This window comes from Pseudomonas fluorescens (assembly GCF_902497785.1).
Taxonomy (GTDB): Bacteria; Pseudomonadota; Gammaproteobacteria; order Pseudomonadales; family Pseudomonadaceae; genus Aquipseudomonas; species Aquipseudomonas fluorescens_BO.
The window spans coordinates 163341-185492 of sequence record NZ_CABVHK010000001.1; the positions used below are offsets into that span (position 1 = coordinate 163341).

Genomic DNA, 22152 nt, shown 5'->3' on the forward strand with positions numbered 1-22152 from the left:
GTTATCCCTTAAATTGATCCGGATGCCCTGCGAGCGGGTCGTTCGGTCTGCTGGCTAATTACAACAAGGAGAACGCCATGCTGATTGATGTCCACGCCCACTTGCTGACTGAGGGCATGCTGAACCGTCACGAGTTCTGGGGGCCATTCATGAAAGTGCAGGGGCTGACCGTGGGGCATTTTTCCCTCGGCACCAAGCAACCGGTCAAAGCCGCGACGGATGCCGAAGCGCAGGCCAATATCCTCGCGCGCATGAGCCACGCCAGCCGTCGCCAGCTGATGGCCGAGCGGGGTGTCGACAAACTGGTGATGTCCACGCCGTCTCATTGCTTTATGTATTGGGCGGGAGATTTCGCTAACGAATACGCGCGCATCTGCAATGACGAGTTGTCGGCATTTTGTCGGGCTGATCCCGACCACTTCGATTTCTGGTGCCACGCCAACCTCGCGGATCCGCTGAATGCGGCCAAGGAAATTGAACGCGCAGTGACTCAGTTGGGCGCCAAGGGTGTGTGCGTCGGCGGGGCCAACTTCAATGGCCTGGAGGCTCACGACGAACGCCTGTTCCCCGTCTGGGAAAAACTCACCCAGCTGGATGTACCGATCATGGTGCATGGCTTCAATCAGTCGATTTACTGGGGCGAAAAACACACGGACGACAAGTTTGAAACCACCTCCATCGTCGGTGACTGCGTCGATGAAACACTGTTCTTCTGGTACCTGATCTGCGGTGGCGCGCTGGATGTTTTCCCGACCTTGAAAACCTACATCACCCATGCCGGTGGCATGGCGGTTTTCCAGTTGGGGCGCCTGAGCGAACTGAACCGGGCCATGGCACCGGACTCGCGCAATCAGCGTCCGTTGATGGATTACCTGCAGAACTTTTACTTCGACCTTGACGTTCATGCGCCGGGCTTGCGTCGTGGCGTTGCCGAGGTGGTGGGGGCGGAGCGCCTGTTGTACGGCACTAACTTTGGCGGGGCCTACGACCATGGCGATCTGACCGAAGGCATCGGCTTGTCCGCTGAAGACCGCGAGCGGATTCGCAGCGGTAACGCGATCGAACTGCTCAAGCTGAAGGTGCCGGCCAACGCTGGTCGGGTGCTGACGCCGTGACGGATAGCTCGCTGGGGCGGCCCTACCCGCAGCGCAGCGGACGGTTGCCACGGCACCTGAGCGAAATTACCGCAGCCTGGCTAACTCAGCTATTGCAGCCGCGTTATCCGGGCGTCGAGGTGCTGGCGTTAACGGCAGTGGAAGTTCGAAACGGTCACACCACCAAATTCCGCGTCAGGCTTGAGTTGAATGAGGTCGGTCAGCACGCGGGTATTCCTGCGCACGTGTGCCTGAAGTCGAATTGGTCCGAGGGTTTCGAGAGCGGCGATATCTGTGAGCTGGAAGCGCGCTTTTATCATTTGGCGCACGGCTGGTCCGATGCGCCACTGCCAGACACCTATCTCACCGACTGGGACGCCGATGGCGGCGGTCGAGGCGTGGTGATGATGGAAGACCTTGGTCTGGCCGCCGGGAAATTTGGCCATAGCACCGATCACCTGGGCGTGGATGGCGTCGCTCGGGGGCTGGAGTCACTGGCGACGTTGCATGCTGCCACCTGGAACAGTCCGCAGCTACGGGGCCAGGGCTGGCTGCCGGTGTCAATGGCCAACCCGGTGGACTGCGACGGCCTGCTGCGTATGTACAACTACATCAAGGTCAATCTGCGCAAACCGGAGTACCAACGCCTGTTGCCGAAATGGATGTATGAGACACCGGAGTTGTTCAGCCATGCGTTTGATGAATTGGCAGCTTTCGAGCGCGAACAGTCGTCACCCAGCTGCCTGATCCATGGTGATTCGCATCAGGGCAACAGTTTTTTACGCAGCGACGGCCAACGTATCTGGCTGGATTGGCAACTGTCGAGGCGTGGCCGGCCATGGCGCGATATCGCCTATTTTATGCTGGGGGCCTTAACCGTCGAGGAACGGCGCGCCGATGCGCAACGCCTGCTGCGGGTGTACCGCGAAAAACTGATCAGCCTCGGTGCCGAAGGCGTGCTTGACCAGGACGCTGCCTGGGAACAGTTTCGCCGTTGGCCGGTTTGGGGGATGCAGACCTGGATGTCGAATATGGATGACTGGGGGCAGGACGGTTTGCCGATGGTGGAACGTTTCTTCGCCGCTGCAGAAGATTTTGATACCGTGCGTTTGCTCACACATGGGCGTAAGCCTCGCCGTACGCCGACACTGGGGCAGGGCGCGCGTCCGTTAACGCAGGCCTATCAACATCTACTGGAGGATTGAGAATGGTCGGGCAGGAAGAGTTGCGCTTGCAGGGTGCGGATAACTTTCGCAGCCTCAAAGGTATTCCCACCGGTTGTGGTCGTCGTATCGGCGACCATTACCTGTTACGGGCAGAACAGCTGGATCGACTGACCGCTGAAGACTGGCAGACCTTGCGGCGGATCGGCCTGACAACCGTCTGCGATTTACGCAGCGCCGCAGAGCGTGAGCGTTACCCGAGCGGCGTACCCGATTCGGCTATCGCGCAACTCCACCTGGAGGTGCTTGGTGATGTTCGTGCCGACCCACGGATTGCCGCCATGCTCGCTGATAATCCAGAGACTCAGGGCGCGCGAAACATGATGTTGGAGGTCTACCGGCAACTTCCGCACCTGTTGGCGCCGTTGTTGCCAGCGCTGTTCGAGCTGTTCTCTACCCGCAATGCATCGGTGCTCATTCATTGCACGGCGGGCAAGGACCGCACCGGGGTCGCGGTGATGTTGCTGCTGCACGCACTGGGCGTCGCACCGGAGCACATCATGGCCGACTATGTGCTCTCGGCACGTCGCTTCAGTCAGCTGGAGGTGGCGCGTCAGCAGGCCATGAGCACCACGGTGAGCCACCTGGTCGGCCAAGCGGTCAGCGAGGCGGCCATTGATGCAGTGCTGGATGCCCGTCCCGAGTACTTGAATGCTGCGTATGCAGTGATCGACGCCGAGTACGGTGGACTGGATCTTTACCTGCAGCGCTTCAGTGGTTTGAGCCAGAAAGGCTTGCAGACATTGCGCGATACCTTGCTGGTCGCCTAGGTCACGACTTCGGTCACTACCCGCGCGGGTTTCCATTGCGCCAATCCAATTCCCAGTAAAATCAATCCGCCTCCGACCGCGTGGTACAGGTGCAATGTTTCCCCCAGCAACACAATCGCCAACACCGCGGTAAATAACGGGACCAGGTTCATCAGCACGGCGGTTTTTTCTGGCCCCAGGGTTTGCAAACCACGCATCCACAAGCCGGGCGCCAGCGCTGAGGCAAACAGACCCGCGAACAACACCAGCGGGACATTTGCGGTTGTCAGGGCTATCGAAGGGGCCAGCACAAAGGGCGGCACCAACAGCAGGGTGCCGCAGATTATTTGCACGTAAAGGCTTTCCCAGGTCGGCAGGGGAATCTGCCAGCGCTTGACCAGCACGCAGTACAACGCGTACGACAGCGAGGCCAGCAACATCATCAATTCCCCTTGGCCAACCCCGTGTGCCCAGAGCGAGGGCAGGTCGCCTGCGGCCAGCAACCACGTCAGCCCGGCAAACGACACCAGAGCACCGACCAATAACGTCGCGGTCGGTTGGGTATTGAGCAGGGGAAAGGCGAGCAGCACGGTGAGCAGGGGCATGGTCGCCAGGATCAGGCCCATGGAAGTGGCGCTGACAGTGTGCGCGGCGAAATAGGCCAGCGACTGGTACAGCGACATGCCGAGCAAGCCCAGCAGCCACAACTTGGGCAGGTGCGGCCGAATCTGCTGCCGCAACCGCCAGACCTTGGGCAACATCACCGGTGACAACACCAGCAACGCGACCAGCCAGCGGTAAAAGGAAATGGCTGCGGGGTCAATCACCCCAACCGAAAGGCAATTGACCACGGTACTGGCGGCCCAGATCAGCGTGGCAAGAACAGGGAACAGCAAGTTCATCACGGGGGCGCCAACGTTGAGGGTGCGCACTACGCACCGGAGAGTTTGTCGATATGTTTTGGTGTTATTCGCTGGCAGCGTTACGTGCCGCAATCGTCGCGGCAAAATCGCGTTTGAGGGTTGGAAAGTAGGCAATCTGCCCACCCATGCCGCCGGCAATGTCAATCGAGGCGGCGCTGATGAAGCTGGCATATTCACTGGCCAGGAACAGCGCCATACCGGCAACGTCTTCAGGTTTGCCATAACGCCCGAGCGGTACCACCTTCATCACCATGGCGTCGAACTCCTCGCGACTGACGCCAGGTCCCATTTCCTTGTAGTGACGATCCCATTGACCGGTATCGATCCAACCCATGTTCAGGCTGTTGACCAGGATATTGTCTTTGGGCAGTGACATGCCCAATGAGCGGGAGAGGGCGATGCACGATGCGCGATTGATTACTGAGGGAATTCCGTCGGGCGTCGGAATCACCCCGGCCAAGGCGTTGATTTCGATGATCCGTCCCCAGCGCTGTTCACGCATGAACGGCACCACCGCCTGCACGAATCGGAAATGCCCCATCTGCAGAATGTTGGCATGTTCGAGGATGACTTCCGGAGTGAGGGTGTCGAGGTTGCCGCCACGGCCTTGACCGGCGTTGTTCACCAACACATCGACCCCGCCCCACGCGTGTGCAACTTCAGCAACAAACGCCTTGACCCCCTCACTGTCCGTCACGTCGACAGCCCGGGCAATCACCGCCTGGGCGTGTTCCGCAAGTTGCGCGCCGACTTCCCGGACGTCTGACGCACTACGGGCGCATATCGCTACCCGCGCCCCTTCAGCTGCGAATGCCCGGGCGATGGCCAAACCAATGCCCCGCGAAGCGCCCGTGATGATCACGCGTTTGGCACTCAAATCAATATTCATGGTGGCTCCTCTTGTTTTTCTTCTGGCGGTTCACTGCCGTTTTACCCGCGCAACGCCAGGCGTTCTGTGGGATGGCAGGGGCTATTGAAAGCCCAAAGCACAAAAGCGTCAAAGTTTATTTGAACGGTTATCTGTTTTGTGTGCAGTATTTACCGGCGAAACGCCTTTGCTGGAACGATTCTTCACCTTGACGGGTGTGAAATTCTATATGAAGAATGCAAATCTTTATGTGGAATTTTATTTTGTGATCCGTTACGGTGACTTTCAACTGAGGAGGAAAGTGGGTCTGGATGCGTGCCAGACCTCTTCAGCGGACTGTCCAGGCGAGACATTCAACGATATTGTGGGGTAGCGCATATCGCTGGAGCGACCGTTTGAACGCACATAGCGACTGAAAATAACAATAAAAGGTAGTGTGTATGAATCATAAGACCAAGCAGAGTCGGCTGGTACTGGCTCAAGGTGCGCTTACGCTGATGATGGTTGGCGGCTCTCAAGGCGTCATGGCGCTCTCTTTCGATCTGCCGAACCCTGATTATCGCCTGCGTTGGGACAACACGGTCCGCTACAACCTGGGCATGCGGACTGACAGTCAGGACAGTCGCATCATGAACACGCCGAACTTCGACGAGTCCGACGGCAAGTTCGATAAAGGCGACATTGTTACAAATCGTCTCGATGTGTTGAGCGAACTCGACTTTTCCTACCTCAACGAGTGGGGTGGACGCCTCAGTGGTGCCGGCTGGTTTGACCAGGCCTATAACGATCACGATGTGAAAAGTAACGTTCCCGGCTACGCCACCAGCTATCACAACAATCGTTACAGCGACGAAGTGAAGCGCTACATGAACGGCCCGTCGGGAGAGATTCTCGATGCCTTTGTCTGGCGCAACTTCAACATCGGCGACACACCGGTCAACGTGAAAGTCGGTCGTCACACCAACTATTGGGGTGAAAGCCTGTTGTTCGGCGCTCACGCCGTGTCCTACTCCCAGGCCCCCAGCGATGGCGTGAAAGCCTCGACCAGCCCGGGTATCGAAACCAAGGAAGTGTTTCTGCCGGTGGGGCAGATCTCGGCCAAGGCCCAGGTCACTGATCACCTTTCGGTTGCCGGTCAATACTTCTACGAATGGGAGCCCACGCGCATTCCTTATGGGGGTACCTATTTCGGCGCGGCCGACCCTTTGTTCGAAGGTCCGGACCAACTGCCGGTAGCGCCTAACGGAGCGACGTTGCAGCGTCAGGATTCGCGCTTCGGTCGCGATGGCAAAAACTGGGGCGTGATGGCCAAACTCAACGTTGAAGATGTCGAATCGACGTTCGGCGCCTACTATCGCCAGTTCGACGACTACCAGCCTTGGCTGGCCCCACAGGTCAAGGCAGCGCTGGGTTCGTACCGGGTTGTTTACCCGCGTGGCGTGAAGCTGGCAGGCGTCAGTTTTGCTCGGGTTTTCAACACGGTTGCGGTCGGCTCTGAACTGTCCTACCGCATGAACGGTGCCTTGAATGCCACTGGCGTCAGCGCGCTGGACGACGAAGGCCCGCGCGGCGACACCATTCACTTTATTGCCAACGCCGTTTACGGCGTGCCGCGTAACTTCATTTCGAACAACGCGACCCTAGTGGGTGAGTTCGCCTACAGCCACCTGGATCGCGTGACTGAACACGAAGAGCTCTATAAAGGTGTCGGAAAAGCCGCTTGTACCAATGCCAGAACGCCAGGTATCGCCGGGTCCGGCAGCGAGTCGGATGGCTGCTCCTCGAAAGATTATTATGCGGTCGCGGTCAACTACACTCCGCAATACATCTCGATCTTCCCCTCCTGGGACATGGATGTACCTCTCACCGTCAACTACGGCCTGCATGGCAACGCACCAACAGCCGGTGGCGGCAGCGAAGGCGCGCTGGCTTACTCCGTCGGCGTCAAACTCACTTATGCCCAGCTGTATGAGTTCGGCCTGCGTTATGCCGACACAGCGGCCCAACCGAAGAACCTGGCCAATGGCACCGTCGCCGGTAACGGCAACGTAGGCGGTGAAGACCGCGGCTGGCTGGCTTTTACCTTCAAGACCTCCTTCTGATAAATCAAACAAGAATCGGAGAACGTGTTCATGAAACGTCCACTTGCATTAACTGCCGTCCTGATGAGTTTTGCGACCTGTAGCCTCACAGCCGCCGCTGCTGGCGACGCCTCGGACCTGGGTAAGAGCCTGACGCAGTTCGGAGCGATTCAGGCCGGTAACGCCGATGGCACGATCCCCGCTTACGAGGGCGGCCTTACCACCGCTCCGGCGGGTTTCAAGCCCGACAGCGGGTTTTGGGTTGATCCGTTCAAAGATGAAAAGCCACTGTTTCGCATTGACGCCAAAAACGTCGACAAGTATGCGGACAAGCTCAGTGAGGGGCAGAAAACCCTGATCAAGAAATACCCGACTTACTACATCGACATTTACCCAAGCCATCGCACGACTGCCTATCCCAAAGCGGTACTCGATGCCACCGTGCGAAACGCCAGCAGCTGCGCGATCCAGAAAGATGGCCTGGCCGTTGATCCATCTTGCCGTGGCGGCCTGCCGTTCCCGATTCCGAAGACCGGCAATGAAGTGATGTGGAACCAGCAGGTGCGCTACAAAATCGGCACCGGCTACTCGACCACGACTTCGTCCAACAGCTGGGTAGTCGACGCCAACGGCTCGATCACCAAGACCGCTGAACAGGCGACATTCGAAGAAACCCCGTACTACCAGGTGACTCAGGCGGATCGCGATCCACTGATGTACGCACGAGTGTTCTCGCGCAACGACTATCCGGCGCGGCGCTCCGGTGAAGTGGTGGTGCTCACTGACTTCCTCGATCCATTGGCGAAGGCCCGTCGTTCGTTCAGTTATTCCCCAGGCCAGCGCCGGGTAAAACTCGCACCGGAATTTGCCTTTGATACACCCGTTGCCAGCCAGGGTGGCGTGACGCTGTTCGACGAACTGCAAATGTTTTCCGGGAGCCAGGACCGCTTTGACTACAAGCTGGTCGGTCGCAAGGAAATGTACATCCCGTACAACGCCTACAAATTCTACTTCGGCGTCGGCAAGCAGGAAGACCAGTTCATGCCGCACCACGCCAACCCGGCGAACGAGCGTTGGGAGCTGCATCGGGTGTGGGTCGTGGAAGCCACGTTGAAGCCGGGTATGCGCCATGTCTACAGCAAACGCACCTACTACCTGGATGAAGATACTTTCGGCGTCGGCCTGTATGACGCCTGGGACAAGAGCGGCGCGTTGTATCGCTCGATCTTCCTCAGCGGCGTCCAGCTCTACGACAAAAACATTCCCTATAACGTGAAAAACGTCGTGTATGACTTCAACAAAGGCATGTACGCGTTGCTCAACGATGGTTTGAAGGGCGGCTACAAGTTCATCGACAAACCACTCTCCGAGCGTGACATGAATCCTGAAGCCATTGTGGCTCGGGTCACCCAGCGCTGATGTGATTTCGCCTGTCCTGCCTGCCGGTTTGCGCATCAAGCCGGGCAGGCAGAACAGGTGTGTTTGCCACGCGGGATGGTTAAGGAATAAAAATAATGACTAGCCCTTGCCCTGCTTCTTTTCTTCTCTGCACTTCGCGTCTGCTCCTGGCAGTCGCGTTTGCGGTCGGCGCGAGCTCATTGCTGACGACGCCTGCCTACAGCGCCGTCGCGTTGTCGGCCGATTCGCTCGACGTGCCGGCGCAGCGGATCGATGAACACCTGCCCGCACCCTTGCTGTCGGTCGCCACAGCGGGCGACGCGATGATTGGCGTCGGCCTGCACGGGTTGATCCAGCGCTCCATCGATGAGGGCCGCACCTGGCAACAGGTCGATAGCCCGGTGTCCAGCGATCTTGTGCAAGTGCGGTTTCGCGACGAGCGTCATGGCTGGATCGTCGGTCACGATGCGGTGGTCATGCACACCACCGATGGCGGTCAAAGCTGGCAAGTGCAGCTCGACGGGCGCCGCTTGTTGACCTTGCTCAACGCTTACTACGGCCCACGGGCCGAACAAGGTGATGAAGCCGCAGCCCAGATGCTTAAGGAAGTGGCTATGGCCGCCAGTACCTCGGCGACGCCGGACGTGTTGGCCGCACCCTTTCTCGATGTGATGTTCGATGAGCACGGCAACGGATTTGCCGTGGGTGCCTTCGGCATGTTGTTGCACAGCACGGATGACGGCCAGAACTGGCAGCCGTGGACCGAGCGCAGTGATAACGATCGGCGCATGCACCTGTATGGACTGGCGGAACAAGCGGGCACTTTTTACATCGGCGGGGAGCAGGGTTTGCTGCTGCGTCTGGATGGTCCGCAACAACGTTTCGTGAAAATCGATACGCCCTACACCGGCACTTACTTCGGCGTCCGCGCCTTCGACGGTCTGCTGCTGGCGTACGGGCTGCGCGGCAACCTGTTTGCCAGCCGTGATGACGGCCAGCAATGGCAGCCTGTGGCAACCAATCTCAATAGCAGCCTGGTCAGCATTGTCGAGCAGGGTGATGCCTTGATCGTCGTGAGCCAGGGTGGGCAACTGGTCAGCGTTGACCGGCAGAGTTTGCAGGTCACCCCGCTGGCAGATGCGCGGGTAGGCGAGGTGTATGCAGCCAGTGCCACCAAACAGGCTGGGAGCCTGCTTGTCACGCGCTTCAGCGGCGCCAAGGTCATCGATATCGCCCAGGCCAACTAAAGCCCCCGGCACGATTCCCCTACGAGAAAGAAAAAATGGTCGAGCAAAAATTCAACAGCGGGATGCCAGTGATTGCCAACCTGGAGGACTTTGACAAAAACTCCGGTGGCTGGTTTGAACGGGTCATATTCCGTCATCGCATGGTGGTCGTCGTTGCCTGCTTGCTCGCCACTGTGGTGCTGGGCTTCTTCGCTACACGGCTGCAAGTCAATGCCAGCTTCGAAAAAATGATTCCCAGCTCCAGCCCTTACATCAAGAATTACCTGGCGTATAAAAACCAGTTGCCAGGCCTGGGCAACAGCATTCGCGTCGTGGTGGAAAACAAATCCGGTGATATCTACGACGCCGACTATCTGCTGGCGCTGCAAAAGGTCAACGACACCCTGTACCTGATTCCAGGCATCGACCGCTCCTGGATGAAATCGCTGTGGATGCCCATCGTTCGCTGGAAAGAAGTGACGGAGGAGGGCATTGATGGCGGTGCGGTCATGCCATCGGATTACGACGGCAGTGACAAATCGATCACGGCCTTGCGCCGCAACATTATGCGTTCCGGGATCATTGGCAACCTGGTGGCGAACGACGGCCGGTCGAGCATGATTGTCGCGCCGCTGCTCGATACCAATCCGCAGACCGGACAACCCCTGGATTACGGTGATTTTTCCAAGCAACTGGAAGCGCAGATTCGCTCGCTGGAAAGTGACAAAGTGGGCATCCACATTGTGGGTTTCAGCAAGCTGGTGGGCGACCTGATCGACGGCCTGTATTCGGTCATGCTGTTCTTTGGCGCATCGGTACTGATCGCCGGGTTGTTCGTCTATTTCTATACACGCTGCCTGCGCAGTACCTTGCTGCTGGTGAGCGTGGCAGTGGCGGGGGTGGTGTGGTTGCTGGGTTTGATGCAACTCCTCGGCTACGAACTGGACCCTTACTCCATCCTGGTGCCGTTCCTGATTTTTGCCATCGGGATCTCCCACGGCACGCAAAAAATGAACGGCATTCTTCAGGACATTGGCCGTGGCACCCATAAATACATTGCTGCGCGCTATACCTTCCGCCGCTTGTTTCTCACTGGCTTGACTGCGCTCCTGACCAATATCGTTGGTTTTGCCGTGCTGGTGATCATTGATATTCCGGTGATTCGCGACCTGGCACTGACCACCAGCATTGGTGTCGCCGTGCTGATTTTCACCAAGTTGCTGCTGATTCCGGTGGCGTTGTCGTACCTGGGCGTCAGTAAGAAAGCCGCGCGTATCGCCATCGCCAAAGATCAGGCCGGCGCAGAAAACCGCGGTTTTCTCGGGCGTCTGTGGAGCGGCCTGGATCGCTTCACCGAACGGCCGATGGCCACGGCGGTGATTGCCGTATCGCTGGTGGTGACGCTGATTGGCAGCGTGGTGATGATGCACCTCAAGGTCGGTGATCTGGATCCCGGTGCACCGGAGTTGCGTGCGGATTCGCGCTATAACCGCGATAACGCCTACATCACCAGCCACTACGGACTTTCCAGTGACCAGTTCGTGGTCATCATGAAGACCAACGAAGACAGCTGCCGTCTGTACCAGTCGCTGCAAAGCATGGACAAACTGGCCTGGCGCCTGCGCCAGACGCCTGGTGTACAAACCACCCAGTCGCTGGCCGAAACCGTGCGCATGATCAGCTCCGGCATGGCTGAAGGCAGCCCGAAATGGTTGAGCATCAGCCGCGACCAGGCGATCACCAACTCGGCGGTGGATGCCGCGATGATTTCTGCACCGGGCATCACCAACCAGCAGTGCTCGGTCACTCCATTGATCGCCTACCTGGCTGATCACAAAGCCGACACACTGAGCCGGGTGTTGAAAGTTTCTGAAGAGTTCGCCAAGGAAAACAACACACCCGCTGGCGCCGAGCAGCCTGTGGAATTCCTCCTGGCTGCGGGTAATGCCGGGATCGAGGCCGCCACTAACATTGAGGTAGAGAAGGGCATCATCACCATGTACCTGGCCGTGTATGGCGCTACGGCCTTGCTCTGCCTGCTGACCTTCCGCAGTTGGCGCGCAACCCTGGTGGCGCTGATTCCTTTGCTGATGACTACGATCATCTGCAAGGCGCTGATGGTCTGGTTGGGGATCGGCCTGAAAGTAGCCACCTTGCCGGTAATCGCCGTGGGTGTCGGTGTCGGCGTGGACTACGCGCTGTATCTGCTCAGTGTGCAACTGGCGGTGCAGGAACGCGGTGGAAGCCTGGCGGTTGCGTATCGCCGCTCGCTGGATTTCACCGGTCGGGTCGTGGCGCTCGTTGGCCTGACCATGGCCGCCGGGGTGATTACCTGGGCCTGGTCGCCGATCAAGTTCCAGGCGGACATGGGCATTCTGCTGACCTTCATGTTCCTGTGGAACATGCTCGGTGCGCTGGTGCTGATCCCGGCCCTCTCGCATTACCTGCTCAACCCGAAAGGCAACTCCAAGGCCGGCGTGACCCTCGATCTGGAGGACGCGCGCGCCCAACAGGAACCGCGCAAACCCGCGGCCAGCGCACCTGCACCCCAATTGACCGAGCTCGCCTTACCCCGGCGTGTCCGCTGACTAATAGCCGGGCACAGACCTGGCTGGCAACTGCAAGGAGAGAACAATGTTCGAGTTATTGATGAGTGCCGACATGATGGTTCCGGACCCGGACGGCATGACGGAAATGTTGGTCGACAAGCTCGGCATCTACAAACACGAACGCTGGCGCCAGGCGTTCGATAATCACCCGTATATTGCGCATTTCCTGCGGGTACACAAATCCCTCGCGGTGTCGCCTACGCGCATCGAACCGCAGTGGCACCTGGATCGGCCGAACCCCGGTGATCCGTTGTTCCATGACTTTCTGGAAAGCCTGAAGGATTTCCAGGGGCATCATCGGCCGATGATCACGCACTCCATCGTGCTGGCCCTGCACGGGGACAAGTTCGACGCGCTGGTAGACAAACTGATGCGTCGTCGCTTGCCTTTCCGCATGGCGCAGCGCACCCCGGAAATGCCCTTCGACCGCTTATGGCTGGGTGCCACTCCCGAGCAACCGTATTACCAGCCCACGGTGGATGGCGGTTTGTGCATTGAGATCATGCCGACCGAGCCTTTGCAGATGCCGCCGGAAACGTATCAGTTGCCACCGATGCAGCCGCGTGATCTCAAGCCCGGCGACATGGTCCGCGTCACCGCCCGTGGCTTCCTGGTACGCGACCTCGATGAAACCCTGCGTAAGGTCTCGACCAACCTCGATTGGGAACCGAGCGGGCCGGTCGAGAGCATCGGCAGCGAAGGTTACCGCCGTGCGCGTATGGGTTTCACCGTGCCGAACAGTGCCACCCTCGATGTCCTCGAGGCGACCTACTGGAACACCGACGCCGGCCACTACGTCAATAACTGGGGGCCGGGTCCGTACTACATCCGCATCGGTGTCAACGATCTGGCTGCCAAGGCCGAGGATCTGCGGTCACGCGGCACGCGGTTCCAGTGGATCGAATCCTCCGAGGCCGTCGGCGGCCGTGCGTTGATCAAGATCGACCCACAAGAACTCAATGGCCAGGTCTTCGAGTTCGAGGAGTGCCCTGTATGAGCACAGCGCAAGAACCGCAGTCTCCCGTTTTGATCAACGATGCGGTGCGCCTTGAGCGTGATGCCATGGTGGGTTGGGTGGTACTGACCCGGCCCCGGCAGATCAACGCCATCAACGACGATATTCGTCAGGGCGTGCCGCAAGCACTGGCGCTGTTGCAGCAAGACCCGGACATTCGCGTGATCGTGATTCGCGGGGAAGGTGAGCGAGGCTTTTGTGCGGGTGCTGATATCAAGGAGCGTCGTGGCCCGGAATCGAGCCTGCAAGTGCGGCAGCGCATGGAACAGGTGCGCTGGATCGAAGCGCTGGATGGCATCAGCAAACCGGTGATCGCTGCCATTCATGGTTATTGCATGGGCGGTGGGTTGGAACTGGTGCTGGCGTGTGACATCCGCTTCGCCGCGCCCGATGCCGTGTTCGCCCTGCCGGAAACCGGCCTGGGGCTGATTCCCGGCGGCGGCGGTACGCAACGACTGTCCCGAGTGGTGGCGCCGGGTCAGGCATTGGACATGTTGCTCACCGGTGACCGGGTGGGCGCCGAACAAGCGCAGCGCATTGGTCTGGTCAGCCGCCTGGCCAGCGACAACGCCAGCCTGCTGGACGAAGTACGGGCCTTTGCTCAGCGCATCGCCGTCAAACCACCCACCGCGTCGGCGTTTGTCAAACAGGCAGCACGGGCGGCGCTGGACATGGACCTCAAACGTGGCCTGGACCTGGAGCTTGATCTGTTCGCCTTGCTGGCCCCGACCAAGGATGCCCGCGAGGCGGCCCAGGCGTTCAGTGAACGGCGCGAACCGCGATTTACCGGCGAGTAAAGCGCCACTCAAAACAATAAGGAACAGAGCATGAGCACAGGAAAACTGGCAGGACGAGTGGCCATTATTACCGGCTCCGGTGGCGGCCTGGGCGCTGAGTGCGCACGGGTGCTGGCGTCGCATGGTGCAAGTATTGCGGTGGTCGATATCAATTTCGAGGGGGCCACAGCTGTGGCCCAGTCACTCCTCGCCGAGGGGCATCAAGCCTTGGCGATCGCCACCGACGTCTCCTCGGAAGACGCCGTGCGCGCGATGGTTGCTCAGGTTAAACAGCATTTCGGCCGTATCGACATTCTGCACAACAACGCGGCGATCCTGAACGCCGAGCAACGTCAGCTAGACCGCGATTTCGTCAACCTCGACATGCAGGCCTGGGACCGCGCCATCGCCGTCAACCTGCGTGGCGCGGTGCTGTGCACCAAGCATGTGATTCCGGTCATGCTGGAGAACGGCAAGGGCTCGATTATCTTCGCCACCTCGGGTCTGGGCATGCAGGGCGATATGTCCCTGACCGGCTACGCCACCTCCAAGGCGGGGCTGATGATGCTGCCGCGCATGGTCGCCTCGCAATACGGCAAACAAGGCATTCGCGGCAACGCCGTGCAGATCGGCCTGGCGCCTTCGGAACACGCCATGCCTGAACCCTTGCTCGACATCCTGCGCGACAACCACTGCACTGCCGAGCTGGGCACGCCTCGGCAGATTGCCGATGTGGTGGCGTTCCTGGCCAGTGACGAATCCTCATTTGTCACGGGCACCACGCTGGTCGCTGATGGTGGTTTCAGCAGCCACACCCCCTCCCTGGTGGCGATGCGCGCGCTGTTTGCGCAGATGGGCCGCACCGGCATGTAACCCTTGCCCGGCGCATCCCGTGCGGTGCGCCGCGGCTGATCTTTGCCGCCATAGCCGCCGCGCGCCGCTGTGGTTGAACTCGACTTGGAATTAATTGATGAACCAGAACCAAAATGCGAGCACTACGGATTTTGATGTGATCATCGTCGGCGGTGGCACCAATGGCCTTTCGGCTGGCTGCTACCTGGGCCTGGAAGGCAAGAAGGTGCTGGTTCTGGAGGCATTGGACAAGGTCGGCGGGATGGCCTCCTCGGGTTACCTGATACCCGAAGCGCCGCAGCATCTGGTTCATCCCTGTGCCCTGGACATGATGTCGATGCGCGTGCATTCCCATGTGCCAGCGGAGCTGGGACTTGATCGACACGGTTTCAAATCGATAGAGCTTGCGCCGGGGTATGTGTACTTGCATCCGGATGGCCAATCTCTGATCTTCTGGCGCGATCGCGAGAAAACCGCCGCCGAGATCCGCCGGTTCAGCAGCAAGGATGCCGAGGCGTTTCTGCAGTTCATGAAAGTCATCGACATGTTCCTCGATATCGCGCTGCCGATGATGCGTGTCGACCCGGCCAAAACAAACCTCGGCGTGAAGCTGAAAATGCTTGGCACCGCCATCAAACACAAAGCGCTGAAACCCGAGCTGATGGCGCTGATGACAGGCTCCGCGTTGCAGGCGGCACGTGAGCGCTTCGAGCATCCGGTGACCATTTCCGCGATGTGTGCACTCACTGGGCTGGCAGGGGATATCAGCGCCGATGGCGGTGGCATCTATTACGCCTTGCTCGGTTTCCTTCATCGTTTTGGCGTGGGCCGGGTATTGGGTGGCATGCAGCAGTTGAGCAATGCCATGCAGACTCGACTGGAAGAGCTGGGCGGGCAAGTGCTGGTGTCGGCCAGCGTCAGTGAAATCGTTGCCAGGGACGGTCTGATCAAAGGCGTGAAACTGGCTGATGGTCGTCAGTTCACCGCACGTGCGGTCATTGCCGGCTGCCACCCCAAGCCGGCGTTGGACATGGTTACCCGTGGTGAAATCCCTCAACACCTGCTGACCCGTATCGCCATGGCACCTGCTAACGGCAGAGGGTCGGGACCATTGAAGGTGGATGTTGCCCTGCGTGGGCAGATTTCTTTGCCGCGTTTTGCTGCCATTCGCGGCGATGGCGTGGATTTGCGTAAAACCGTCATGCTGATCGGCACCGAAGAAGCCGTGCTGGAAAACTTCGCCGCCTGCGCCCGTGGTGAAGTACCGAAGTTGCCCTATATCACCGTGGCCGCACCCAGTGCGGCCGACCCTTCACAAGCGCCAACCGGGCAGGATGTGTTGTACATCTATCCGCCGGTGATGCCGGTGAATCCCAATGAAGGTTGGGACGCGCTGCGTGAGCGGGTGGCCGACCAGGTGCAGGAACAGCTGTATGACTACATCGATGGGATCGAGGGGCAGGTGATTGGCCGACATATCGAGGCTGCTCCGGATTTTACTGCGCGCTTGAACACGGTGAATGGCTGCGTGGTGCATATCGACACCACCTCGATGCGCTCGAGCACCATGCGCCCGGCGTACGGTTTGGGAGGCGATACCTTGCCGGTGGCGGGACTGTATTTAGGGAGTGCCGGCATTCATCCGGGCGGTGGGGTAAACGGCATGGCCGGGCGGTTGGCGGCCAAGCGGGTGAGCAAGTATTTGCGTAAAAAGGCTGACTGAAGCGGGTCGCTGATTCCAAGCCCCTAAGCAACCCCCCCCTGTGGGAACAAGCCTGCTTCCACAGGGAAAGCTCATTGGGCGAGAGTGTGTGAACGGTGCTTAAACGCCGTCGACGTTTTTTTCTGCGCCCAGCGAAATACTCGCCAGCACAAAATCCGCCGAGTACTGACGCCAGGTGGCCATGCCTTGCTCCGAGTCCGTATCCAGCCCGGCAAGTGCCGACATCGAATAGCGGTTGGTGAACCAGCCAGTAGTCACCAGCGAAGCGCTGGCCAACAACAGGCGCGGGTTGATGTCTGCGCGAAAATCACCACTGGCCGCACCCCGCAACAAAATCGCGTCGAGCTTGGCGATCAGCTTCGGTGCCATTTCCAGAAAATGGTTGCGAGGTGTTTCGTGGGTGTCATGGTAGCGAATGCCTTCCAGCGCCAGGCTGCCGAGGAAGGGGTCCAGACGGTACTGGTCAAAAAAATGATTGAGCACGGCGCGCATCGCCACTGGCGGTGAAAGCTCTTCGACATTGAGGTTGACCAGCTCGGACATGATGTTGTCCGAAGACTCATCCAGTACCGCTACAAACAGGCCTTCCTTGGAGTTGTAGTAGTGGTAGACCAGCTGTTTGGTAACGCCGGCTTCCCGGGCAATTTCTTCCACGCGCGCACCGGCCAGGCCTTTTCTGGCGAACTCCACGCGCGCTGCCGCGAGCAGGCGATTCATCGTATTGCGTTTGCCCTGTTCGCCACCTTCTCCTGCCTTTACCGCCACCTCGTCCTCCTCATGCCAGTTTTGGCCAGGTTATTCACACCTTGAAGCATTTCCCCGGGGGCCTTCGTTTGACCCCAAGTCAAACGAAGCGGACTACCGGCGCAGACACAACCACATACCATGGGTCGGCAGCCGGACAATCTTGGTGTGCAAGAAGAATAAAAACAAGACAGGAGCTCCTGATGAGCAACGAAAGCGCAGCACTGGACCTGGCAACCGCATACTCCGCTGTGTCGGAAATGTATCGGGGCACCGACCTGGATATTCACGCGGTGTGCCGCGAGCAACGGCTGAAATCGCCCATCTATGAAGGCGACTTCATCACCCAGTTTGGCGTGCCGACGAATGCCGGCACCCAGCAGGGCACTCGCCCGACCTTCGCCTTGTTCAAATACCAGGATGTAATGACTGTCCTGCGCGATGGTGCGACCTATACCAGCGGTTTTATTGCCGAAGGTCTTGGCGCGTTTTTCGATGGTTTGATCATTCTTGCCATGGACGGTGACGAGCACCGTAAGGTGCGCGCCTTGCTGCAACCGGCCTTTATGCCGGAGACCGTGAACAAGTGGCGCCCGCAGATCGATCAAGTGATTCGCGAGGAGTACATCCAGCCGATGTTGCCGGCAAAGAAGGCCGACTTGATGAAGTTCGGCCTCGAGCTGCCGATTCGCGTCATGTACGCTTTGATGGGCTTCCCCTCGGATGAGCCCTCCAAGTACAAGCAATACGCCGCGTGGGCCTTGGCCATTGTCGGCGGCAACCAGATTGACCCGAGCAAAATGGTTGAAGCGCGACGTCAGGCCGGCATCGCTGTCAAAGGTCTGTACGACGCGCTTGCCGAGGTGGTGGTGCAACGTCGTGCCGAGGGCAGCCAGGGCGATGATGTGGTCGGGCGTTTGCTGCGCGCGGAGTACGAAGGGCGCACGCTGGATGACCACGAGGTGATCACCTTCACTCGCTCGCTTTTGCCAGCCGCGGGCGAAACCACCACGCGCATGTTTGGCTCGGTAATGACTTTGCTCTTGACCACGCCCGGCTTGCTGGAACGCGTCAAGGCCGACCGCTCATTGATCGGCAAGCTGATGGACGAAACCACGCGCTTTGAACCCGTGGCCACTTTCAAGGTGCGCGAAACCGCCCGGGAAGTGGAATTTCACGGCGTGAAAATCCCCAAGGGTTCGTTCGTCCAGTGCATGGTGGTGTCCGCCAACCGCGACGAAGATGCGTTTGAAAACCCTGAGGTATTCGACATTGATCGCAAGCCAAAACCCTCCTTTGGTTTTGGCTTCGGCCCGCACATGTGTATCGGTCAGTTCGTCGCCAAAGTGGAAATCAGCTGCGCTGTCAACGCCATCCTCGACCTCTTTCCCAACTTGCGACTCGACCCGAGCCAACCCGTCCCGCAGATCGGCGGAGCGCAATTGCGAGGCGTGTCCACGCTCCCGGTGATCTGGGACTGAATCACGCTGTAATCCCGTTTCCCTGCCTCAACAAAAACAACAGAGGGCATCATGAGAACGTTTAAAACCATTCCAGAACGCGGTGATTTCGGCTTTCAACAACTGGTTGGGCCGCACAAGGTCACCGGCGCTTCGATGTCAGCCGAACGCGGCTTCTTCGGCCTGCACCTGAGCAAAAGTTCGCCGTTCGGTTCTGTGCGCGATGAGCAAGGCAACATTTACTCATTCGTACGGTCGCTGATGGCGCCCAATGGCACCCCCAACCCAACCAAGTTCTTCTACCTGAACAATCACGTCGATAACGTCAACCTGCGCATGGACCACGAAAAAATGGCCCGCCAGGCGCTGACACCACTGCCGGTACACAGCCTGGAAGGCGATGTCGCACGTTGGGCCAGCCACCCGGGCGAACCCGGCAACTCTTGGGAGATCACCGCCAGCAGCGAACGCCTGACCTGGAAGGAAGAAGGCCTGTTTCACCTCGAAGGCCGACTGCTTGGCCCAGGTTTGCAGTGGTACCTGCCAGGCGTGGAATGGGGCACCTTTTATGTTTCGCAGTTGTGGGATATCGCCGGTGTCTGCGAGGGGCGTCCGGTGAAAGGCGCCATGGCGCTGGACCAGTTCTACATGGCCGAAGGCGGCGCCATTCACTTCAAGAAAGACTTGGTGGTGAACAACAACAAGCATGTGATCTGGTGGTCCTTCGTCACCGTTTATAAAGATGGCACCTGGGATACCGGCTCTTTCATGGTCGGTCACGACCACTTGGGCTACGCCATTTTCAACAATGAAAAAGGCGAGGTTCGGGTCACCACCGATATCGAAGGAAACACCGAACACAAGGACGGAAGCTACTTCCTCAAATCCGCGAAAATCGTGCTGGAAGGCAAGGAAGAGTGGGAGTTTTTGCCTGATGAGAAGGGCGAGATGATCGACTTCGTCGGTGGCTTCCCGATCACTGCGCAGCAGGAAGGCCGTTGGCGTCGGGTTGGCGATACCCGTGAGCCTTCACACTGGCTGGGCTGGGGTGAATCGGACCGGCGTAATGGCTCGGCCCGCAATGTGCCAGGCAAAGACCTGTAAACAGTTGACCGAAACCTTTACCCCTGTAGGAGCTGCCGAAGGCTGCGATCTTTTGACTTTGACTTTTGAAGGCAAGATCAAAAGATCGCAGCCTTCGGCAGCTCCTACAGGGGAGCGTACGCGTTGTATCAGTAGCCTCCACCAATAACAACAATGAGGAATCACGATGAAATTCCGCGACAAAGTCGTGCTGGTCACCGGTGCAGGTCGAGGCATGGGTCGCGCCATTGCCCTGGCCTATGCCCGAGAAGGCGCCAAGGTGGTGGTGTCGGCACGCACCGCTCGATACGGTGAAGAAACGATCGCACAGATCAAGGCCCTGGGCGCGCAAGCCTGCCTGGTCGGTGGCGACATCGCCGACCGCGAGGCGATCAAGTCAATGGTGCAAGATGGTGTAGAGCACTTTGGTGGCCTGGACATCGTGGTGCATTGCGCTGCCGATACCAGTCACGGGCTGATCGCCGAAATGGCCGATGATACGTTTGATCACATCGTTCGCAGCAATATTCAATCGTTGTTCTGGTTGGCCAAGGACTGCGCACCTTATCTGTCGAAAGCAGCCGACAAAGGCCGGCTGATTTTCATCTCGTCCGGCGAAGCCAACCGCAAATACACCCCTCGCCTGATTGCCTATGGTTCCAGCAAAGCCTTCATGAATGCCTTCGCCCGCGGCCTGGCGGTGGAATTCGGTGCCATGAATATTCTGGTCAACGTCGTCGAGCCCGGACTGATCGGCACTGATCACATGCTCGAAACCCTGGGCAATGAACTGCCGCATAAACTCGCTGCACATTTCCCGGTAGGGCGTCTGGGCGAGTCCGCCGACATTGCCAACGCCGTGCTGTTTCTGACCTCCAACGAGGCTTCCTATATCACTGGCACTTCGCTGCTGGTGGATGGCGGCGCCACCATGATCGCGCTGCCCAAGGTCGAAGAAATCCTCAAGGGCCATTAATCAACCCGCACGTCCGCGATGGGAGTCAGGTCATGACATCGGATACACGCAGTAGCAACACCACGGCCCACGCCGGCAATGATTTTTCCGAGTTCAAGCGCGGCTGGCGCGTGGTTGTCCTGGGCCTGTTTGGCATCTGCACCAGTATTACCGCTGCGTTGCTGTACGCCTTCGGCACCCTGGTGATTCCGCTGGAACAGGCGTTCGGCTGGAGCCGGGGCGACTTGCAGGCCTCCATCACCTTTCTGTTCGCCGGTGTGGCGATTTCCACGCAACTGGTCGGCTGGCTGTACCGTCGGTTCGGGCTGCGCCGGGTAGCGATTGTTTCGATCGTGCTGCAGATCGTCGGTTACTTTGCGATCACGCGGATTGAGGGTTCGATCGGCTGGTTGTACCTGGCGTTTTTCAGCATGCCGATCATTTGTGCCGGAACCATTGCGATCACCTGGACGCAACTGGTCAACCTCTGGTTCGAGCGTAACCGTGGTTTGGCGCTGGCCGTGATTCTGTGTGGCACCGGGCTGATGGCGATGATTCTGCCACCGCTGTTGTCGCGGCTGATTGCCGCCTACGGTTGGCAAGCCGGGTTTATTGCGCTGGGGGCGATGCCTTTGTTGTTTACGTTGCCCTTGTCATTGATGTGGCTGCGCATGCCGGCGCTGCTCGCCAGTCCTGACGCGACAACGCAGAAGGAACTTCCGGAGCTGTCCGGCATGTCCTTCAAACAAGCAGTGCGCTCAGGGATGTACTGGGGCTTTAACGTTGCATTGATATTGTCGGTGTCGTTGACCGTCGGCATGGTCACCAACATGGTGCCGATGCTGCAAAGCAAGGGCCTGAGTGCGCAGCAAGCCAGTCAGATCTTCAGTACCTTTGGTATTTCCATCATCGGCGGGCGCTTGTTGGTGGGTTATCTGCTGGACCGCTATTCACCTTCAGTAGTGGCCGCCGTGAGCCTGGCGCTACCCGCATTGGGCTGCGCGATCTTTCTCTTTGGCGGGGCGCAAAACACACCGTTGCTGGTGCTGGCGACCCTGTGCATCGGCGCCAGTGCCGGAGCTGAGTTCGATCTGGCGGCATTCCTGATGGCGCGCTATTTCGGCTTGAAAGACTACGCGCGGATATTTGGTCTGCACCTGTGCCTGATCACCATTGTCTCCGGTCTGGTACCCATGCTGTTCGGCCATCTCTATGACCTGTACGGCAGCTATTCCGCTGTGCTGGTGTGCTGTTTCTGCTGCGCCATTGTCGGCCCGACCATTCTGCTGTGGTTGAGAATGGAGCCAAAATTCCTCGCCCGTCAGCAAAACCTCCAGCTACGACCACATGCCTGAACCCACTTGAGGATGAAC

Annotated in this window: 18 protein-coding genes; 15 read left to right on the forward strand and 3 right to left on the reverse strand. The window is 58.9% G+C overall.

Annotated elements, in window-relative coordinates:
• Window positions 1–77: 77 nt before the first annotated feature.
• From F8N62_RS00805 to F8N62_RS00815, 3 genes are read left to right on the forward strand one after another with little or no spacing between them, the layout of a single operon-like run.
• Window positions 78–1115: an amidohydrolase family protein gene (locus F8N62_RS00805; RefSeq protein WP_020300820.1), complete on the forward strand. Its 1038-nt coding sequence runs from the start codon at window positions 78–80 to the stop codon at window positions 1113–1115.
• Window positions 1112–2299 carry a phosphotransferase gene (locus F8N62_RS00810; RefSeq protein ID WP_082643858.1) on the forward strand — a complete coding sequence of 396 codons (1188 nt, stop codon included), beginning with the start codon at window positions 1112–1114 and terminating at the stop codon, window positions 2297–2299. Before F8N62_RS00805 ends, F8N62_RS00810 begins: the two co-directional genes overlap by 4 nt.
• A gap of 2 nt (window positions 2300–2301) precedes the next feature.
• Window positions 2302–3087, forward strand: coding sequence for a tyrosine-protein phosphatase (locus tag F8N62_RS00815; RefSeq protein WP_020300818.1), 786 nt, complete (start codon window positions 2302–2304; stop codon window positions 3085–3087).
• Here the strand turns inward: F8N62_RS00815 and F8N62_RS00820 are convergent.
• Both F8N62_RS00820 and F8N62_RS00825 read right to left on the reverse strand, forming a co-directional pair.
• Entirely contained in the window at window positions 3084–3968 is an 885-nt protein-coding gene (locus F8N62_RS00820) for a DMT family transporter (protein WP_150709208.1), read from the reverse strand. The genes F8N62_RS00815 and F8N62_RS00820 overlap by 4 nt on opposite strands.
• A 64-nt stretch (window positions 3969–4032) precedes the next feature.
• Window positions 4033–4878 (reverse strand): SDR family oxidoreductase, encoded by an 846-nt coding sequence (locus F8N62_RS00825; protein ID WP_020300816.1) that lies wholly within the window; start codon window positions 4876–4878, stop codon window positions 4033–4035.
• Between the two features lie 419 nt (window positions 4879–5297).
• On the opposite strand from F8N62_RS00825, the gene F8N62_RS00830 reads away from it, so the two are divergent.
• The 8 genes from F8N62_RS00830 to F8N62_RS00865 all read left to right on the forward strand — a co-directional run bounded on the left by F8N62_RS00830 (window position 5298) and on the right by F8N62_RS00865 (window position 16537).
• A complete protein-coding gene (locus tag F8N62_RS00830; protein ID WP_149417026.1) occupies window positions 5298–6959 on the forward strand; it encodes a DUF1302 domain-containing protein in 1662 nt (553 codons plus the stop codon).
• Window positions 6960–6989: 30 nt separating this feature from the next.
• Complete coding sequence (locus tag F8N62_RS00835) at window positions 6990–8357, forward strand: DUF1329 domain-containing protein (RefSeq protein WP_020300814.1); 1368 nt, start codon at window positions 6990–6992, stop codon at window positions 8355–8357.
• A gap of 95 nt (window positions 8358–8452) precedes the next feature.
• Window positions 8453–9583, forward strand: a complete 1131-nt coding sequence (locus tag F8N62_RS00840; RefSeq protein ID WP_020300813.1) for a WD40/YVTN/BNR-like repeat-containing protein — start codon at window positions 8453–8455, stop codon at window positions 9581–9583.
• A 35-nt stretch (window positions 9584–9618) separates the two neighbouring features.
• On the forward strand, window positions 9619–12150 hold the full coding sequence (locus F8N62_RS00845) for an efflux RND transporter permease subunit (protein ID WP_020300812.1): 2532 nt from the start codon (window positions 9619–9621) through the stop codon (window positions 12148–12150).
• Between the two features lie 46 nt (window positions 12151–12196).
• Entirely contained in the window at window positions 12197–13168 is a 972-nt protein-coding gene (locus F8N62_RS00850; RefSeq protein WP_020300811.1) for a hypothetical protein, read from the forward strand.
• Window positions 13165–13983 carry an enoyl-CoA hydratase/isomerase family protein gene (locus F8N62_RS00855; protein ID WP_057005042.1) on the forward strand — a complete coding sequence of 273 codons (819 nt, stop codon included), beginning with the start codon at window positions 13165–13167 and terminating at the stop codon, window positions 13981–13983. The genes F8N62_RS00850 and F8N62_RS00855 overlap by 4 nt, the downstream gene beginning before the upstream one ends.
• A gap of 30 nt (window positions 13984–14013) precedes the next feature.
• Window positions 14014–14835: an SDR family NAD(P)-dependent oxidoreductase gene (locus F8N62_RS00860; protein WP_032904481.1), complete on the forward strand. Its 822-nt coding sequence runs from the start codon at window positions 14014–14016 to the stop codon at window positions 14833–14835.
• A gap of 97 nt (window positions 14836–14932) precedes the next feature.
• A complete protein-coding gene (locus F8N62_RS00865; RefSeq protein WP_020300808.1) occupies window positions 14933–16537 on the forward strand; it encodes a phytoene desaturase family protein in 1605 nt (534 codons plus the stop codon).
• 99 nt (window positions 16538–16636) lie between these two features.
• Here F8N62_RS00865 and F8N62_RS00870 read toward each other — a convergent pair whose 3' ends face one another.
• On the reverse strand, window positions 16637–17302 hold the full coding sequence (locus F8N62_RS00870) for a TetR/AcrR family transcriptional regulator (RefSeq protein ID WP_020300807.1): 666 nt from the start codon (window positions 17300–17302) through the stop codon (window positions 16637–16639).
• A 182-nt stretch (window positions 17303–17484) separates the two neighbouring features.
• On the opposite strand from F8N62_RS00870, the gene F8N62_RS00875 reads away from it, so the two are divergent.
• The 4 genes from F8N62_RS00875 to F8N62_RS00895 all read left to right on the forward strand — a co-directional run bounded on the left by F8N62_RS00875 (window position 17485) and on the right by F8N62_RS00895 (window position 22134).
• Window positions 17485–18762 (forward strand): cytochrome P450, encoded by a 1278-nt coding sequence (locus tag F8N62_RS00875; RefSeq protein WP_020300806.1) that lies wholly within the window; start codon window positions 17485–17487, stop codon window positions 18760–18762.
• 51 nt (window positions 18763–18813) lie between these two features.
• Window positions 18814–19845, forward strand: coding sequence for a hypothetical protein (locus F8N62_RS00880; protein WP_020300805.1), 1032 nt, complete (start codon window positions 18814–18816; stop codon window positions 19843–19845).
• A gap of 166 nt (window positions 19846–20011) precedes the next feature.
• Window positions 20012–20800: an SDR family NAD(P)-dependent oxidoreductase gene (locus tag F8N62_RS00890; protein ID WP_020300804.1), complete on the forward strand. Its 789-nt coding sequence runs from the start codon at window positions 20012–20014 to the stop codon at window positions 20798–20800.
• A gap of 32 nt (window positions 20801–20832) precedes the next feature.
• Window positions 20833–22134, forward strand: coding sequence for an MFS transporter (locus tag F8N62_RS00895; RefSeq protein WP_057005043.1), 1302 nt, complete (start codon window positions 20833–20835; stop codon window positions 22132–22134).
• Window positions 22135–22152 lie beyond the last annotated feature (18 nt).

Excerpts from the sequence above, each read along its gene's own strand:
- F8N62_RS00805 (WP_020300820.1), top strand. The coding sequence starts at position 78 with ATGCTGATTGATGTCCACGCCCACTTGCTGACTGAGGGCATGCTGAAC.
- F8N62_RS00815 (WP_020300818.1), top strand. The coding sequence starts at position 2,302 with ATGGTCGGGCAGGAAGAGTTGCGCTTGCAGGGTGCGGATAACTTTCGC.
- F8N62_RS00820 (WP_150709208.1), bottom strand. The coding sequence starts at position 3,968 with ATGAACTTGCTGTTCCCTGTTCTTGCCACGCTGATCTGGGCCGCCAGT.
- F8N62_RS00825 (WP_020300816.1), bottom strand. The coding sequence starts at position 4,878 with ATGAATATTGATTTGAGTGCCAAACGCGTGATCATCACGGGCGCTTCG.
- F8N62_RS00830 (WP_149417026.1), top strand. The coding sequence starts at position 5,298 with ATGAATCATAAGACCAAGCAGAGTCGGCTGGTACTGGCTCAAGGTGCG.
- F8N62_RS00835 (WP_020300814.1), top strand. The coding sequence starts at position 6,990 with ATGAAACGTCCACTTGCATTAACTGCCGTCCTGATGAGTTTTGCGACC.
- F8N62_RS00840 (WP_020300813.1), top strand. The coding sequence starts at position 8,453 with ATGACTAGCCCTTGCCCTGCTTCTTTTCTTCTCTGCACTTCGCGTCTG.
- F8N62_RS00845 (WP_020300812.1), top strand. The coding sequence starts at position 9,619 with ATGGTCGAGCAAAAATTCAACAGCGGGATGCCAGTGATTGCCAACCTG.
- F8N62_RS00850 (WP_020300811.1), top strand. The coding sequence starts at position 12,197 with ATGTTCGAGTTATTGATGAGTGCCGACATGATGGTTCCGGACCCGGAC.
- F8N62_RS00855 (WP_057005042.1), top strand. The coding sequence starts at position 13,165 with ATGAGCACAGCGCAAGAACCGCAGTCTCCCGTTTTGATCAACGATGCG.
- F8N62_RS00860 (WP_032904481.1), top strand. The coding sequence starts at position 14,014 with ATGAGCACAGGAAAACTGGCAGGACGAGTGGCCATTATTACCGGCTCC.
- F8N62_RS00865 (WP_020300808.1), top strand. The coding sequence starts at position 14,933 with ATGAACCAGAACCAAAATGCGAGCACTACGGATTTTGATGTGATCATC.
- F8N62_RS00875 (WP_020300806.1), top strand. The coding sequence starts at position 17,485 with ATGAGCAACGAAAGCGCAGCACTGGACCTGGCAACCGCATACTCCGCT.
- F8N62_RS00880 (WP_020300805.1), top strand. The coding sequence starts at position 18,814 with ATGAGAACGTTTAAAACCATTCCAGAACGCGGTGATTTCGGCTTTCAA.
- F8N62_RS00890 (WP_020300804.1), top strand. The coding sequence starts at position 20,012 with ATGAAATTCCGCGACAAAGTCGTGCTGGTCACCGGTGCAGGTCGAGGC.
- F8N62_RS00895 (WP_057005043.1), top strand. The coding sequence starts at position 20,833 with ATGACATCGGATACACGCAGTAGCAACACCACGGCCCACGCCGGCAAT.